Source organism: Streptomyces sp. NPDC107522, assembly GCF_055657525.1.
This window is the reverse complement of sequence record NZ_JBVKAU010000022.1, coordinates 100,822-115,589: the sequence shown is the minus strand read 5'-3', so window position 1 is coordinate 115,589 and position 14,768 is coordinate 100,822. Positions and strand designations below refer to the sequence as shown.

The window sequence follows — 14,768 nt, the reverse complement described above, 5'->3', positions numbered from 1 at the left end:
AGGGTATGTCGGCTGAGCTCTCGCGTACGGGGCTGTGGGCCTCGGACGCGGACCGGGACCGCGTCGTGGACATCCTGAACGCCGCGGCGGGCGACGGTCGGCTGACCATGGAGGGACGGGACGAGGGGGTGACCACCGCCCTCCGCCCGCACACTGGGTGCACTGGCCGAGCTGCCGGCGGTCTGCCGCCGGGGTTGGGCGGTGCCGAGGCCAAGGACGTCGTCCGGATCGAGCAGCAGGGCGGTTCCGTCGTACGGGGCGAGGGCTGGGTGGTGCCCCGGCGGCTGGAGATCGAGTTTTCCTGGGGCGATGTGATCCTCGACTTCACGCAGGTGGTGACAGCCGACGGGACGCTGCACATCGACCTGGACATGCGGGGCGGCACCCCGAGGCCGGTCACGCGGCCGGGGGTCGTGGTGGACACCGACTCCCTGGGGATCGACTACGCCAAGGTCAAGGCGCGGCCGGCCGGTGACGCCGGTGCGCCGGTCGTCCTGCGCGTGGAGATCGCCGGACGGATCACGTACGCGCGGGTCCTGGTACGTCCTGCGCGGCGCACCCCGTTCAGAAGATCCCCGACGCCCTGAGCACCGCGCGCGTCGTCACATCGTCGATCCGGCGCCCCAACTGCTCTAATACGTCCGTTCCTTCGAGCAGCGTCCCGTGTTCGCGTGAGCGGCGTACGCCGGTGTCCAGTTCGTGCCACAGCAGCGGGTTGGCGACCAGGGTCCGGGGGTCCAGCTCCAGGCGGTGGCCGTCCGTGTCCCGCAGGATCAAGTGCGCGGAGATGTCGCCGTACTGCCGCACGGCCACCAGCGCGTCCGTACGCACCCACTGCCGTCGCAGGAGCCCCTGGACCTCCAGCCATCCAGGGCCCGCGGTCACGCGCTGGGGGAGCAGGATCGTGAAGATCACGGCGGTCACGACGAGCCACAGCAGGGCCCGGGGCGGGGTCAGCGTCTCCGCGTCCAGGTCGACCAGCAGGGTCATGCAGAGGAAAGCCACAGAGCAGCCCGTGGCGAACCGAGCGCTGCCACGCCAGTGGCGGTCGCCGGTCGGGGCGGCACGCGGTCTGCTTCCTGCCACAGTGCAGACGGTAGGGCGCCCCGCCGCCGAAGTGACCACCGGCGACGCCGCTCTGACGCCTTACGGTTCATCCTTGACGCGATCCTGATGCCCGAGGGGGTGTCAGCCGGTGTGCACGCGTGGCCTGCGCTCGCGGTCCGGTTCCGCCTCGCGCAGCACTTCGCGGGTGACCGGGGCGACCTCGCCCTGGCCGAAGAGGAAGAAGCGGAGGAAGTTGGCGAAAGGGTTGCCCTCGGTCCACTCGAAGTAGATGTGCGGGATACAGCCGGTCGTGTCGCGGACGTGCAGGAGGAGGGCCGCCAGGGCGTTGGGTATGGAGGAGGACTCCAGGGTCAGGACGCGGTAGCGGTCGTGCATGACCTCGCCGCGGACCTGCAGTCCCCCCTCGAACTCGGAGGGGTCGGTGACCGTGACCTCGAGGAATACGAAGTCCTCCTGCTCCGTGAGGTCGTTGTCGTTGCGGATCTGCTCGATCTTGTCGCGGTACTCGGCCTTGTCCCGCCGGTCGGGCTCGTTGGCGATGAACCGGATCTTGCGGCTGGCGATGTCCCGGACGAACCGCTGGGCCATGTCGTCCATCGTCACGTCGGTCACGCGTAGTTCGAAGGCGCGCAGCAGTCTTGAAAGCAAGGAGATGAGAATGATGCCGGCGATGAAACAGGCGCCGATCTTCACACCGTCCGGGCGCTCGATGACGTTCACCACGGTGACGTAGAGCAGGGCCGCCGAGACGATCCCGAAGGCGATCGTCCAGCCGCGCTCCTGGGCGCGACGGGCCGCGATGGTCACCGCGATCGCGGCGGACGACATCAGCACCAGCACGCCGGTGGCGTAGGCGCCGCCCTGGGCGTCGACGTCCGCGTCGAAGATCCAGGTGACCAGGAAGGCGACCAGGGTGAAGACGATGACCATCGGGCGGACGGCACGCGCCCAGTGCGGGGCCATGCCGTAGCGGGGCAGGTAGCGCGGCATCAGGTTGAGCAGGCCGGCCATGGCCGAGGCGCCGGCGAACCAGAGGATGGCGATGGTCGAGACGTCGTAGACCGTGCCGAAGCCGTTGCCGAGGTACTCGTGCGCGAGGTAGGCGAGCGCGCGTCCGTTGGCCTGGCCGCCGTCCTCGAACTCCTTCTCCGGGATGAGCACGGTGGTGATGAAGCTCGTGGTGATCAGGAACACGCTCATGATCAGCGCGGCCGCGGTCAGCAGCTTCTTGGTGTCCCTGATACGGCCCTTCGGCTGCTCCTCGGTGTCGTCCGGGTCGCCCTGGACGTGGGGCATCACGGCCACGCCGGTCTCGAATCCGGAGAGGCCGAGGGCCAGCTTCGGGAAGACGATCAGGGACACGCCGACCATGGCAAGAACGTTTCCGTGCTCGGTGGTCAGGGCGTTGGACCAGTCCGTGACGACATGCCCCTCGGTCAGCACGTGCCAGAAGCCGACCGCCACGACCACGGCGTTGAGGCCCAGATAAGCCACCACCAGGGCCACCGCGACACCGATCGCTTCCAGGAACCCCTTGAGGAAGACCGCGCCCAGCAGCGCGACGAGGATGAGCGTGATCAGCATCTGCTTGTCGTGCAGGACGCCGGTCAGGTGCGGGTTCTCCACGAGGTGGGTGGAGGCGTCGGCCGCCGACAGGGTGATGGTGATCAGGAAGTCGGTGGCGGCGAAGCCGAGCAGGGTCAGGACGAACAGCTTGCCCTTCCAGAAGGACAGCAGCCGCTCCAGCATCGCGATGGAGCCTTCGCCGTGCGGGCTCTCCTGGGCCACGCGGCGATAGACCGGCAGAGCGCCCGCCAGGGTGACGATCACCAGGATGACGGTCGCCACCGGGGAGAGCAGGCCGGCGGCGAGTGCCGCGATGCCCGGCTGGTAGCCGAGGGTGGAGAAGTAGTCGACGCCGGTGAGGCACATGACCCGGTACCAGGGCTGACCCCTGTGCGGCGGTTCGGGTTCGGCGTGCGGGCCCTGGGGTCCGTGACCCTTGCCCATGTCGGACAGGCCCTCCAGCATCCAGGCGCGCAGGCGGCTGGGCGCCGGGTGTTCGGTCGTGGCCATCGGCGTGCTCCTGATGTGCGGGACGGCGTGCGATTCCGGCCATCACGCGGACGGCGGCACCAGCGTAAGCAGAGAGTGACGCACTGGCCTGCGGATCTGGGGGCCCGCGGCGTCAAGCTTCCGTTAAGACTGTCCGGGTCGGCGTCGGCCGCACGGCAACCATCGAGCTCCGGGGCTGTTCGGGTCCGGTCGGGCACTGACGGTGAGGCGTGGCCGCCGCGCGGCGATGGACACGGAGCGTCACGGCGTGTTCGCGGCACCGGCTCCCGCGCCGGTCGTGCCCGGCCGCTTCCCTTCCCGCGCTGCGGCTTCTCGGACGGCAGCGCCTCCGGCGGCCATCGCTCGGGCACCTGGTACACCCCAACTCCGTAAGGTTCGCCAATTGAGCCGAATGTTTCGCTCCCTCCCCTGGGAGACGGCCGGGTCCAGCCGATGGTGCGACACCGCCACCGGCCGGGCGGCTCATGGTCGCTGGGCTCCTGACCTTTCAAGGACGCCTTCGGCTCAGCCGGTTGGCGGCAGATTCACCATGTCCAAGGGGTTGCCACCGTTCATCAGCTGTCTCTAGGGTGCGGCAACAACGCAGCTTTCTGGATCAATTCCGAAAGTTTCGGTCCAGTTGGACGGCCGTGGACGTGCCGTCCCGTACCCAAGGAGCGCATGATGGGCGACCCGGGACTGTCCCGCCGCGGCTTCCTCGCGGCCTCCGCCGTGGCCGGTCTGGGCATGACGGCACTGAGCGGTTGCGGCGGCGGCTCGGACGGAGGGTCGTCGGACGGGACGACCACCGTGGAGTGGTGGAACATCTCCACCACGGAGCCGACGAAGGGCGTCTGGGCGGCGCTGGCCAAGAAGTTCGAGGCCCAGAACCCCAAGGTGAAGATAAAGATCGTCCAGCTGGAGAACGACGCCTACAAGTCCAAGATGACGGCGCTGACCGCCTCCGGGAAGCTGCCCGACATCTTCCACACCTGGGGCGGCGGCGTCCTGAAGCAACAGGTCGACGCCGGGCTCGTCGAGGACCTCACGGACCGCACGAAAGATTTCGCCGACGGCCTGCTGCCGGTCGCGAAGGAGCCGTACCTCATCGACGAGAAGGTGTACGGCATTCCGTTCGACATGGGCATGATCGGCTTCTGGTACAACAAGGCGCTTTTCAAGGACGCGGGCATCACCGAGCCGCCCACCACCTGGAGCGGCTTCCTCGACGCCGTACGCGAGTTGAAGGGCAAGGGCACCACCCCGCTCGCCCTCGCGGGCAAGGAGAAGTGGCCCGGCATGTACTACTGGGCCTACCTGGCGATGCGCACCGCCGGCGCCTCCGCCCTCCAGAAGGCCTACGACGACAAGGACTTCACCGGCGACGTCTTCGTCCAGGCCGGACAGCACCTCCAGGACCTCGTCGACCTCCAGCCCTTCCAGAAGGGCTTCCTCGGCGCCGCCTACTCCACCCCGACCGGCCAGGCAGCGACCGTCGGCAACGGCAAGGCCGCGATGGAGCTCATGGGCCAGTGGGCGCCGGTCGTCCAGGCGGACTCCGGCAAGGGCCTCGGTGACGACCTCGGCTTCTTCCCGTTCCCCGCGGTCGAGGGCGGCAAGGGCGCGATCACCGAGGTGTTCGGCGGGGGCGGCGGACACGCCCTGCGCAGCGGAGCCCCGCAGGCCGCCGTCGACTTCCTCAAGTTCTTCGCCTCGGAGGCAACCGACCGGGAACTGGTCGCGAAGACCGGCGTCCTCCCGGTCGTGCCGGCGGCCGAGAGCGCCATCAAGGACCCCAACATCAAGGCCGTACAGGCCCAGTTGAAGGCGGCCACCGGCTTCCAGCTCTATCTCGACCAGGCCTACGCGCCCGCCGTCGGCCAGGAGGTCAACGACAGCGTGGCCGCGCTCATCGCCGGGTCCAAGTCTCCCCAGCAGGTCACCGAGTCGATCACGAAGACCACCAAGGAAGAGCAGTAGCCGGCGATGACCTCCACGTTCCTGCCGCACGCCGACAAGCGGCCCGGCCCCGGCGTCGACCTCCCGCCCCCGTCCGACGGCGCGTCCCGGGGGCGGGCCCGGCGGCGCGCGCTGCACTGGCTCACCGCGGTCGGATTCCAGGTGCCCGCCCTCGTGCTCTTCCTCGTGCTGGTCCTGCTGCCGATCCTGTTCGCGCTGTACGCCGCCTTCTTCCGCTGGGGCGGTTTCGGCATGCCGTCCGACTACATCGGCACCGACAACTTCACCCGGCTCTTCCAGGACCCCGTCTTCCTCGGCGACCTGTGGCGGTGCCTGGTGCTGGTCGTGCTGTCGCTGGCCCTGCAGCTGCCGTTCGCGCTCGCCATGGCCGTGCTGCTCAACCAGAAGGTGCGCGGCCGGGCGGTGTACCGAATGCTGTTCTTCGCGCCGTACGTGCTGTCCGAGGCCATCACGGGCGTGCTGTTCAGCATGATCTTCGCGCCCGACGACGGCCTCGCCGACCACCTTCTGGGCTCCGTCGGCCTGGACGGGCTGGGCGGGGAGTGGTTCGCCGACCCGTCCATGGTCATGGCGACGCTCTTCCTGGTGATGATGTGGAAGTACTTCGGCTTCCACATGATGCTCTACCTCGCCGGACTCCAGGCCGTTCCCCGGGAGTTGACCGAGGCCGCGCTGATCGACGGCGCCGGGCCCTGGCAGCGCTTCCGCAGCGTCACCCTGCCGCTGCTCGCGCCGACCCTCCGGATCAGCGTGTTCCTGTCCGTCATCGGGTCGATCCAGCTGTTCGACCTGGTCTGGGTGACCACCGCGGGCGGTCCCGACCACCACTCCGAGACCATGGCCGTGACCATGTTCCAGTACGGCTTCAAGCGCTACCAGGTCGGCTACGCCAGCGCGATCAGCGTCGTCATGTTCGGCATCAGCCTCGTCTTCGCCCTCGCCTACCAGCGGTTCGTGCTCCGCCGCGACCTGGAAGGGGCCACCACGACGATGAGGGGAGACGGCAAGTGAGCGCCAAGTCCCGCAGGAACACCCTGCCGCTGCACGTGATCCTTGTCGCCGTCGGCGCCGTGATGGTCGTACCGCTGCTGTACGCCGTCCTGTCCGGCTTCAAGTCCACCGACGAGCTCTCCCGCAACCCGGTGGGACTGCCCGAATCATGGGTGACCTCCAACTACACCGGGATCCTGGGCTCGACGGACTTCTGGCGGCTGCTCGGCAACAGCACGCTGATCGCGGTGGGCACGACCGTCCTGGTGGTCGCGGTCTCCGCGCTGGCGGCCTTCTCCTTCGCCCGGTTCGCCTTCCGCGGCCGGGAGGCGCTGTTCACGCTGTTCACGATGGGGCTGATGTTCCCCTTCGCGGTCGCCGCCCTGCCGTTGTTCCTGCTGCTGCGGTCCCTCGGCCTCCTGGACAACCCGCTCGGCGTGATCCTCCCGCAGGCCGCCTTCGGACTGCCGATGACGATCATCATCCTGCGGGGCTTCTTCCGGCAGATCCCCGGTGAGTTGGAGGAGGCGGCCACGCTCGACGGGTGCAGCTCCTTCGGGTTCTTCTGGCGGGTGCTGCTGCCGATGGCGCGGCCCGCGCTCGGCACCGTCTCGGTGCTCGCGGTCGTCACCAGCTGGAACAACTTCTTCCTGCCGCTGCTGGTGTTCACCGAGGACACCTGGTGGACCATCCCGATCGGCGTGCAGCAGTTCCAGGGGCAGTACTCCGCGGAGTACGCCAGAGTCTTCGCGTACCTGGTGCTGGCCATGGTCCCCGCCCTCGCCTTCTACTCGGTCGCCGAGCGCCAGCTCGTCGGCGGCCTCACCGCCGGCGCCACCAAGGGATGAGGCGCGCAGGCGGACGTACGGCTCACCCCACACCCGACACGTGAGGAGTCGCACCATGCACAAGACGACCGTCCGGCTCAGACTCTGCGGGGCCCTCGCGACCGTCCTGGTCGCGGCCGGTATCGCCACCGGCCCGGCCGCCCAGGCGGGCGAAGAGCCCCCGACTCTCGCCGAACTCGCCCAGCAGCACGGCCGTTACTACGGCAGCGCCACCGACAACCCCGAACTCACCGACGAGCCCTACAAGTCGATCCTCGGCAGCGAGTTCGACATGATCACCCCCGGCAACGGCATGAAGTGGTACGCCACCGAACCCCAGCAGGGCGTATTCGACTTCTCCCAGGGCGACGAGATCGTGAACCTCGCCCGCGCCCACCACCAGCGGGTGCGCGGCCACACCCTGGTCTGGCACAGCCAGCTGCCCGGCTGGCTCACCGACCGAGAGTGGACGGCGAGCGAGCTGCGGGCCGTACTGAAGAAGCACATCCAGACCGAGGTACGGCACTACCGCGGCAAGATCTACGCCTGGGACGTCGTCAACGAGGCGTTCAACGAGGACGGCACCTACCGCGAGACGATCTTCTACAAGACGCTTGGCCCCGGCTACATCGCCGACGCCCTGCGCTGGGCCCACCAGGCCGACCCGAAGGCCAAGCTCTACCTCAACGACTACAACGTCGAGGCGATCGGCCCGAAGAGCGACGCCTACTACAAGCTGGCCAAGGAGCTGAAGGCGCAGGGCGTCCCGCTGCACGGCTTCGGCCTCCAGGCCCATCTGGCGCTCCAGTACGGCTATCCGGCCACGCTGGAGGACAACCTCCGCCGCTTCGCCCGGCTGGGCCTCGACACGGCGCTGACCGAGGTCGACGTACGGATGCTGCTGCCCGCGACCGAGGAAAAGCTGGCCCAGCAGGCCGACTGGTACCGGGACATGACCGAGGCGTGCCTGGCGGTGCGCCGGTGCGTGGGCATCACCGTCTGGGACTACACGGACAAGTACTCCTGGATCCCGGCGTTCTTCCCGGGCGAGGGCGCCGCGCTGCCGTGGGACGAGGAACTGCGGCCGAAGCCGGCGTACTACGCGATACGGGAGGCGTTGAGGTAGGCCGGGGGACAGGCCGCCACTGTCCCGGGCGTCGGTACGAGGGTCGCCCGGGACAGTCGGCCGGACACACGGTCGGCTACGCTGAGTGATCAACCCCGGACGCACGTGGGGGCCGGCTCGCAGTCAGGGTCTGCGACCGGCCCCTGGAAGAACGCCGGGCGTGGCGGGGCCCGCCCGGTGGTGCCTCTCCGGCGTGATCCGCCGGCAGGCGTTATGCGGCGGTCACCACCTTGCCGGTGCCCAGCGGGCGGTGCGGGGCGATGATCTGGCCGTCCGGCAGGAGCTCACCGGTGTCCTCGAAGAGCAGAACACCGTTGCACAGCAGGCTCCATCCCTGCTCCGGGTGGTGCGCCACGAGACGGGCGGATTCCCGGTCGGCGGAGTCGGCTGAGGGGCACGGTGGCTGGTGCTGGCACATGGATGGGATCTTTCGCTCTGTCGTGATGTGTGAGATGGCTGTCGTGTCTGTTTCGCGGCGTGAAACGTCGTTCATGGCCGCCCCCCGTTGATAGGTCGGTCGGAACCCAGTGTTGCCCCACGGGCGTCAATCCGCAGGGATTTCGCAGCACCGCTTTCTCACAGGTTGATGACGCATCCCGAGCGCGGACGGTTCATCCCAACTCCCCGGTCACTTCGGGTGGTTCGCCGTGGTCGGATGGGGCTAGTCCGGGCGGGCCGCGGGCCCTGAGGGGCTCGTTCGAGCGCATTGTCGCTCGCGCGAGCGAAACCCTCCTCGCCGTCGCGCCCTTTTCGCGCTCAGGCGAGTGCTTTCCTGCTCGTACGAGTAATGCACCGCGTGCTTTACGGCTCGTACGCGCGTTTCCTGTTGTCCGATACGAGCCTAATCCCGTTGCCGAACAGCCGCGTACCCCGCTGCCCGGACGGGGGTGGCGGGGTACGCGGGCGCTCGCGCCGGGCGCTGTCAGGCGGGTGAGCCCAGGAGTGGAGGCAGGGGCGGCAGCGGGGGCAAGGGAGCCGGGGTCGCCCGATGAGTGAGCACCGGGAGCAGCTCGGCGACCCGGTGCGGCAGGTGCGACGCGATGCCGGGCGGGGCCGGGGCCAGGGGCACGAGGACGTCCGCGGCGTCGGGGTGGCCGACGGCGCCGTCCGCGGTGCAGTCGCCGTGCAGCCAGAGGGTCAGCATGTAAAGGCGCGGGAACGACAGCAGGCGCGGCTGGTAGGGCTGCTGGAACGTCTCTGCCTGGCGCAGCGCGCGTTCCGTCGAGGCGATGTAGGGGCCCTCGAAGAAGTGCGAGAAGGCCCAGCCGTCGGGGGTCAGCCGGGTCTCGGCGGCGGCCACTGCGCGATCGCCGCAGCGGATCAGGAAGCGCCAGCCGGCCAGCCGGGTCGCGGACACGCCTGCCGGGGTGATCTCGTCCACGACGTGGACGGGCAGCGGGAGTTCGGGTGTGGCGGGCCCCTGGGCGGCACGCAGGGACGGGGTTCGCGCCTCCAGGACCGCGGTGGGCGAGCCGAGCGCGGTGAGGACGGAGCGAAGGGCGGGCGCGGGAGCCGGGGGCACATGCAGCGGCATGGTGGGTCGCCTCTCATTCGACAGGCACGGTGGCGCGAGGGCGGGGCGGGGGCGGACGGCGCTGTCTGCTCACGGAGGTCAGAGAGGCGAGGGCCGGGGTCAGGGAGCGCGAGGGGGATGGGTGAGGCCTGCCGTACGTCACCTGGACGGCAGGTCCTGGGACCGCGGGCGCCAACTCTCTGCCTTGATTGCGGAGTTTATACGACGAGTGTTCAGACGGTGTTTCATCTAACCGCTTTCGGTGCACTCGACAAGGGTACATTCGGCCGGTGATATGCGGGAATCATCCCGACTCCCGGCCGGTCATACAGCGGTGACCTCGATAAATGCCCCGGTTGCGGTCGGCCAATTCTCGTCGGCGTTTTTCACGAGTTCGCGAGCCAACCGAAACTGCACCGTGCTGCATGCCCGGTGAATGTGCCGCCGGTCACGTCCGACAGCCTAGCGGGCGCCGGACGCGCGCGGGACGTTATCGATCGCTTCGGCTGGGCATCATCCCACCTGACCCGGGAGACCGGCGGCCGGATCTTCGGCCCGCCCATCCGAGGAGGGAAGCTTCGATGGGGGAGAAGGTCGTGGCAGGTCGGTTCGATCTGTCCGATCGCCAGCGCTACCGCGAGAAGCTGCGGCAGTGTCTGACGGGCCTGGAGCGGCTGCTGGCGGAGAAGCGGTTCGACCGCCCCAAGAACCTCATGGGGCTGGAGATCGAATTGAACATCGCCGGCGCCGACGGCTTGCCGAAAATGCTGAATGCGCAGGTGCTGGAGAGGATCGCGAGCCGGGATTTCCAAACAGAACTCGCCATGTTCAATCTGGAAGTAAACATAGCCCCACATCGATTGCAGGGGCGGGTATTCGACCGGCTCGCCGAGGAACTCCGTACCTCGTTGGCATATGCCGACCGAAAAGCGGGTGAGCTCGACGCGGGAATCGTGATGATCGGCATTCTGCCGACCCTCGACCGGGACGACCTGGTCTCCTCGAACCTCTCCGACGTCGACCGCTACGCCCTGCTCAACGACCAGATCGTGGCCGCCCGCGGCGAGGACTTCACGCTCGACATCGACGGCGTCGAACATCTGATGTGCACGTCGAAGTCCATCGCCCCCGAGGCCGCCTGCACCTCCGTGCAGCTGCACCTCCAGGTCACCCCGGCCCGCTTCGCCGACGTGTGGAACGCGGCCCAGGCGGTCGCCGCCGCCCAGGTCGCCGTGGGCGCCAACTCACCGTTCCTCTTCGGACGCGAGCTGTGGCGCGAGTCCCGCCCGCCCCTGTTCCAGCAGTCCACCGACACCCGCCCGCCCGAGCTCCAGGCCCAGGGCGTACGGCCGCGCACGTGGTTCGGGGAGCGGTGGGTCTCCTCGGCGTACGAACTCTTCGAGGAGAACCTGCGCTACTTCCCGGCCCTGCTGCCGATCTGCGACGACGAGGAACCGCTCGAGGTCCTCGACGCCGGCGGCACACCGAAGCTCGCCGAGCTCGTCCTGCACAACGGCACCGTGTACCGCTGGAACCGCCCGGTCTACGGTATCGCCGACGGTGTCCCGCACCTGCGGGTGGAGAACCGCGTGCTGCCCGCCGGGCCCACCATCACGGACGTGATCGCCAACGCGGCCTTCTACTACGGCGTCGTCCGCGCCCTCGCCGAGGAGTCGCGGCCCGTATGGACCCGGATGCCCTTCGACGTGGCGGCCGCCAACTTCGACGCGGCGTGCAAGCACGGCATCGACGCGCGGCTGCGCTGGCCCCGGCGGGGGCGGTACGGCGGCACGACCGAGGTCGACGCGGTGAGCCTCGTACGCGACGAACTGCTGCCGCTCGCCGAGGCCGGCCTGGAGGCGTGGGGGGTCGAGCCGGCCGACCGGGACCTCTACCTGGGCGTCATCGAGGAGCGGTGCCGGCGGCGGACGAACGGGGCGTCCTGGCAGGCGGCCACCTTCCACCGGGCGCTGGAGACGGGCATGACCCGTGAGGCGGCGCTGGCTGCCACGACCCGGCGGTACCGCGAGCTGATGCGTCGCGGGGATCCGGTGCACACGTGGCCGGTGGGGTTACTGGAACCGGTGCTGCTCGGGTGAGCGCGGGAAGGTGATTGACGGGAACTCGGAAAGAGGTTCCCGTCAGTCCTGCTCTGCTGCCGCCCCGCCTCCGTGGGGACATCGACGGGGGTCGCTGCCGCTCGCCCCATACTGATCGGGCAAGCTGTGACGTCCCATGACGGTGGTGCCCCTCCCTGATGCACAGGCAAGGGGTTTACTCAACTGGAGGCAGGTGTGCAGGGCGAGGCAGGCCCCGTGGCCGATTCCTTTCCGCACGAGCGGCCCTCGCGTCGGATCCTCCGTGACGAGACGCTGCTCGTTCTGGGGCTTTCGCTCGGGGCGAGTGGTGTCTCCGCCCTGATCAGTTTTGTTGGATCGGTCACCAAACCGGGCGGCCTCAAGGACCAGGCCGCCACCCTCAACGCCTCCGCCGCACCGGGCCGCCCCTGGCTGGATCTCGCCTGGCAGCTCTTCGGGATCACCACCGCGCTGGTGCCCGTCGCCCTCGTCGCGCACTTCCTGCTGCGGGAGGGGGCGAGTCTGCGCACGCTCGGATTCGACCGCACCCGGCCCTGGCCGGACCTCGGCCGTGGCGCGGCGATCGCGGCCGTGATCGGCAGCACCGGGATCGCCTTCTACCTGGCCGCCCGAGGGCTCGGCTTCAACCTCACCGTCGTGCCGGAGGCGCTGCCCGAGGTGTGGTGGAAGTACCCGGTGCTGATCCTGTCGGCCCTGCAGAACGCGATCCTCGAAGAGGTCATCGTCGTCGGCTATCTGCTGCGCCGCCTGGGCCAGTTGGGCTGGACGCCCGGCACCGCGCTGGTGGCCAGTTCCGTACTGCGCGGCTCGTACCACCTCTACCAGGGCATCGGCGGGTTCATCGGCAACATGGCGATGGGTGTGGTGTTCGTGTACCTCTACCGTCGCTGGGGCCGTGTGGGGCCGCTGGTCGTGGCGCATTCGCTGCTCGACATAGGGGCGTTCGTCGGGTATGCGCTGCTGGCCGGGAAGGTGGGCTGGCTGCCGACGGCGTGAGCAGGCGGGCGCGTGACCAGGCCGGGCGCGTGAGCGTGATCGAGGGGGCGTACGACGGTCTCGTACGCCCCCTTCGGCATCCCCGCGGCATGGGCCGGGCCAGGTCTAGGCGACCAACTCCCCTTCGATGACGGTCACCGCGCGGCCGCTCAGCAGTGTGCGGTCGCCGCGGAGTTCCGTGCGGACGCGGCCGGAGCGCGGGGAGGCCTGCAGGCCGGTGAGTTCGGCCCTGCCGAGGCGCTCGGACCAGTAGGGGGCGAGGGCGGTGTGGGCGCTGCCGGTGACCGGGTCCTCGTCGATGCCGACGTTCGGGAAGAAGCACCGGGAGACGAAGTCGTAGCCCAGCGCGGGGTTCTCGGCGCGGGCGGTGGCGATGATGCCGCGCGCGGAGTAGGCGGCGAGTGCCTTGTGGTCGGGCCTGAGGGCACGGATCGTCTTCTCGTCGGCGAGTTCGAGGATCAGGTCGCCGACGTTCGGGCCGGTGTCGAAGGCCGCGCGCGGCTCGGCGCCGAGTGCCTCCGCGACCCCGTCCGGGACGTCGACCGGGGTGAGGGGGGCCGTCGGGAAGTCCAGGGTGATCGAGCCGTCCTGCTGTGGCGTGGCGATGAGGACGCCGCTGCGGGTGGCGAACCGTACCGGCCCGTCGTGCGTGCCCGTGGAGTGCAGGACGTGGGCGGTGGCGAGCGTGGCGTGGCCGCACATCGCGACCTCGGTGGCCGGGGTGAACCACCGCAGCGCCCAGTCGGCCTCGCCGCCCTCGGGCAGGCGGTGGGCGAAGGCCGTCTCGGCGTGGTTGACCTCCAGGGCCACGTTCTGCAGCCAGTTGTCGTCGGGGAAGGCGTCGAGGAGCACGACCCCGGCCGGGTTCCCGGCGAAGGGGCGGTCGGTGAAGGCGTCGACGATTCGGATACGCATGGCCCGACGCTAAAGGCTCCGCCCGGGCCCTGGCCAAGGCCAATTCGCTGCTGCTGGACCGACTTGGGGGAGGGGGGCGGGGCGGGTCGTCGGTCAATGCAGCGCCGTGGAGGGCGGGGGTGGGTGGTTCTTCAGCGTTGCGCCGCGGAGGGTGGGGCGGCGGTCCGTCGAGTGCCGGCCCCGGAGGGCGGCCGTGGGCGGTGTGTCGGTGCTGCGCCGAGGAGTGGGGGTGTGGGGTTCTTCAGCGTTGCGCCGCGGAGGGTGGGGCGGCGGTCCGTCGAGTGCCGGCCCCGGAGGGCGGCCGTGGGCGGTCCGTCGGTGCTGCGCCGAGGAGTGGGGGTGGGTGGTTCTTCAGCGTGGCGCCGAGGAGGGTGGGGCGGCGGTCCGTCGGCGCCGGCCGCGGAGGGTGGCCGTGGGCGGTCCGTCGGTGCCGCGCCGAGGTGGTGGGGGCGTGGGGTCCCTCAGCGCTGCGCCGCGGCGGGCGGCCGTGGGCGGTCCGTCGGTGCCGCGCCGGAGGGTGGGGGTGGGTTGTCCCTCAGCGCCGCGTCACGGAGGAACGGGGTGGGTGGTCCCTCAACGTCGCGCAACCATTGCGTGGTTCATCGCGGCGGTGACTTCGTGGGCGGTGTGAGTGGGCCGGTAGGAATCCTGTGCCCAGGACCGTCCGTCCGACGCCCACACACTGCGAAGCCCGAGCGCGCAGGCGCCGGGGATGTCGGCGTGCGGTGAATCGCCGATGATCCACGCGCCCCGCAGGGGGACGCCTACGGTCGCGGCGGCCGCCCGGGAGGTCTGCGGCTCGGGCTTCTTGTGGCCGACGGCCTCGGAGGCGACCCAGCCCTGGACGAGCAGGTCGAGCCCGGTGCGGCGGATCTTCGCCTCCTGCTGGGCGGTGCGGCCGTTGGTGACGACCACGCAGGTCCAACCGTCGGCTCGCGCCCGGCTCAGTGCCCGGTGAGCAGAGTGCGCCAGCACCACGCGTTCGGCGACAGCGGTGTCGAGAAGGGCACGGACGGCGGTGGCCGGCACCAGCCCTGCGTATCGGTCGGCCAGGGCTGCGGCGAGTTCAGGGCGCGATGCCGTTACTGCTGCTGGACCTCGACAACACGCTGGTCGACCGCGATACGGCTCTCCGTGGCAGCGTCGCCGCCTTCCCCCGAACACGATCTGCCCGCCGCCGACCTTGAACCGCGGTGGAT

General features: G+C 69.8%; 13 protein-coding genes. 7 read left to right on the top strand and 6 right to left on the bottom strand.

Annotated elements, in window-relative coordinates; all coding sequences use genetic code 11:
• The first annotated feature begins 5 nt into the window (after positions 1–5).
• Positions 6–587: a DUF1707 SHOCT-like domain-containing protein gene (locus ACZ7L6_RS39515; RefSeq protein WP_471932677.1), complete on the top strand. Its 582-nt coding sequence runs from the start codon at positions 6–8 to the stop codon at positions 585–587.
• Here ACZ7L6_RS39515 and ACZ7L6_RS39510 read toward each other — a convergent pair.
• Both ACZ7L6_RS39510 and ACZ7L6_RS39505 read right to left on the bottom strand, forming a co-directional pair.
• On the bottom strand, positions 565–1,086 hold the full coding sequence (locus ACZ7L6_RS39510) for a hypothetical protein (protein WP_471932675.1): 522 nt from the start codon (positions 1,084–1,086) through the stop codon (positions 565–567). The genes ACZ7L6_RS39515 and ACZ7L6_RS39510 overlap by 23 nt on opposite strands.
• 102 nt (positions 1,087–1,188) lie before the next feature.
• On the bottom strand, positions 1,189–3,144 hold the full coding sequence (locus ACZ7L6_RS39505) for an APC family permease (RefSeq protein ID WP_471932673.1): 1,956 nt from the start codon (positions 3,142–3,144) through the stop codon (positions 1,189–1,191).
• Positions 3,145–3,807: 663 nt separating this feature from the next.
• Here ACZ7L6_RS39505 and ACZ7L6_RS39500 point away from each other — a divergent pair.
• The 4 genes from ACZ7L6_RS39500 (at position 3,808) to ACZ7L6_RS39485 (ending at position 8,046) form a co-directional block, all read left to right on the top strand.
• A complete protein-coding gene (locus tag ACZ7L6_RS39500) occupies positions 3,808–5,103 on the top strand; it encodes an extracellular solute-binding protein (RefSeq protein WP_471932707.1) in 1,296 nt (431 codons plus the stop codon).
• A gap of 6 nt (positions 5,104–5,109) precedes the next feature.
• Positions 5,110–6,114 (top strand): carbohydrate ABC transporter permease, encoded by a 1,005-nt coding sequence (locus ACZ7L6_RS39495; protein WP_471932671.1) that lies wholly within the window; start codon positions 5,110–5,112, stop codon positions 6,112–6,114.
• Between the two features lie 62 nt (positions 6,115–6,176).
• Positions 6,177–6,941: a carbohydrate ABC transporter permease gene (locus ACZ7L6_RS39490; protein WP_471932705.1), complete on the top strand. Its 765-nt coding sequence runs from the start codon at positions 6,177–6,179 to the stop codon at positions 6,939–6,941.
• A gap of 55 nt (positions 6,942–6,996) precedes the next feature.
• The gene (locus ACZ7L6_RS39485) at positions 6,997–8,046 is read left to right on the top strand and encodes an endo-1,4-beta-xylanase (protein WP_471932669.1); all 1,050 of its coding nucleotides are present in this window, start codon (positions 6,997–6,999) and stop codon (positions 8,044–8,046) included.
• Between the two features lie 211 nt (positions 8,047–8,257).
• Here ACZ7L6_RS39485 and ACZ7L6_RS39480 read toward each other — a convergent pair whose 3' ends face one another.
• Positions 8,258–8,464 (bottom strand): DUF5999 family protein, encoded by a 207-nt coding sequence (locus ACZ7L6_RS39480; RefSeq protein ID WP_398824564.1) that lies wholly within the window; start codon positions 8,462–8,464, stop codon positions 8,258–8,260.
• A 504-nt stretch (positions 8,465–8,968) separates the two neighbouring features.
• Positions 8,969–9,580 carry a hypothetical protein gene (locus tag ACZ7L6_RS39475; protein WP_471932666.1) on the bottom strand — a complete coding sequence of 204 codons (612 nt, stop codon included), beginning with the start codon at positions 9,578–9,580 and terminating at the stop codon, positions 8,969–8,971.
• Positions 9,581–10,140: 560 nt separating this feature from the next.
• On the opposite strand from ACZ7L6_RS39475, the gene ACZ7L6_RS39470 reads away from it, so the two are divergent.
• Together ACZ7L6_RS39470 and ACZ7L6_RS39465 are read left to right on the top strand one after the other, a co-directional pair.
• Positions 10,141–11,658 (top strand): glutamate-cysteine ligase family protein, encoded by a 1,518-nt coding sequence (locus tag ACZ7L6_RS39470; RefSeq protein WP_471932664.1) that lies wholly within the window; start codon positions 10,141–10,143, stop codon positions 11,656–11,658.
• 195 nt (positions 11,659–11,853) lie between these two features.
• Positions 11,854–12,654 carry a CPBP family intramembrane glutamic endopeptidase gene (locus ACZ7L6_RS39465; protein WP_471932662.1) on the top strand — a complete coding sequence of 267 codons (801 nt, stop codon included), beginning with the start codon at positions 11,854–11,856 and terminating at the stop codon, positions 12,652–12,654.
• 105 nt (positions 12,655–12,759) lie between these two features.
• On the opposite strand, the gene ACZ7L6_RS39460 is transcribed toward ACZ7L6_RS39465, so the two are convergent.
• Together ACZ7L6_RS39460 and ACZ7L6_RS39455 are read right to left on the bottom strand one after the other, a co-directional pair.
• Positions 12,760–13,569: a PhzF family phenazine biosynthesis protein gene (locus ACZ7L6_RS39460; RefSeq protein WP_471932660.1), complete on the bottom strand. Its 810-nt coding sequence runs from the start codon at positions 13,567–13,569 to the stop codon at positions 12,760–12,762.
• Between the two features lie 573 nt (positions 13,570–14,142).
• Complete coding sequence (locus ACZ7L6_RS39455; protein ID WP_471932658.1) at positions 14,143–14,598, bottom strand: HAD family hydrolase; 456 nt, start codon at positions 14,596–14,598, stop codon at positions 14,143–14,145.
• Positions 14,599–14,768: the final 170 nt, after the last annotated feature.

Excerpts from the sequence above, each read along its gene's own strand:
- ACZ7L6_RS39515 (WP_471932677.1), top strand. The coding sequence starts at position 6 with ATGTCGGCTGAGCTCTCGCGTACGGGGCTGTGGGCCTCGGACGCGGAC.
- ACZ7L6_RS39505 (WP_471932673.1), bottom strand. The coding sequence starts at position 3,144 with ATGGCCACGACCGAACACCCGGCGCCCAGCCGCCTGCGCGCCTGGATG.
- ACZ7L6_RS39500 (WP_471932707.1), top strand. The coding sequence starts at position 3,808 with ATGGGCGACCCGGGACTGTCCCGCCGCGGCTTCCTCGCGGCCTCCGCC.
- ACZ7L6_RS39495 (WP_471932671.1), top strand. The coding sequence starts at position 5,110 with ATGACCTCCACGTTCCTGCCGCACGCCGACAAGCGGCCCGGCCCCGGC.
- ACZ7L6_RS39490 (WP_471932705.1), top strand. The coding sequence starts at position 6,177 with ATGGTCGTACCGCTGCTGTACGCCGTCCTGTCCGGCTTCAAGTCCACC.
- ACZ7L6_RS39485 (WP_471932669.1), top strand. The coding sequence starts at position 6,997 with ATGCACAAGACGACCGTCCGGCTCAGACTCTGCGGGGCCCTCGCGACC.
- ACZ7L6_RS39480 (WP_398824564.1), bottom strand. The coding sequence starts at position 8,464 with ATGTGCCAGCACCAGCCACCGTGCCCCTCAGCCGACTCCGCCGACCGG.
- ACZ7L6_RS39475 (WP_471932666.1), bottom strand. The coding sequence starts at position 9,580 with ATGCCGCTGCATGTGCCCCCGGCTCCCGCGCCCGCCCTTCGCTCCGTC.
- ACZ7L6_RS39470 (WP_471932664.1), top strand. The coding sequence starts at position 10,141 with ATGGGGGAGAAGGTCGTGGCAGGTCGGTTCGATCTGTCCGATCGCCAG.
- ACZ7L6_RS39460 (WP_471932660.1), bottom strand. The coding sequence starts at position 13,569 with ATGCGTATCCGAATCGTCGACGCCTTCACCGACCGCCCCTTCGCCGGG.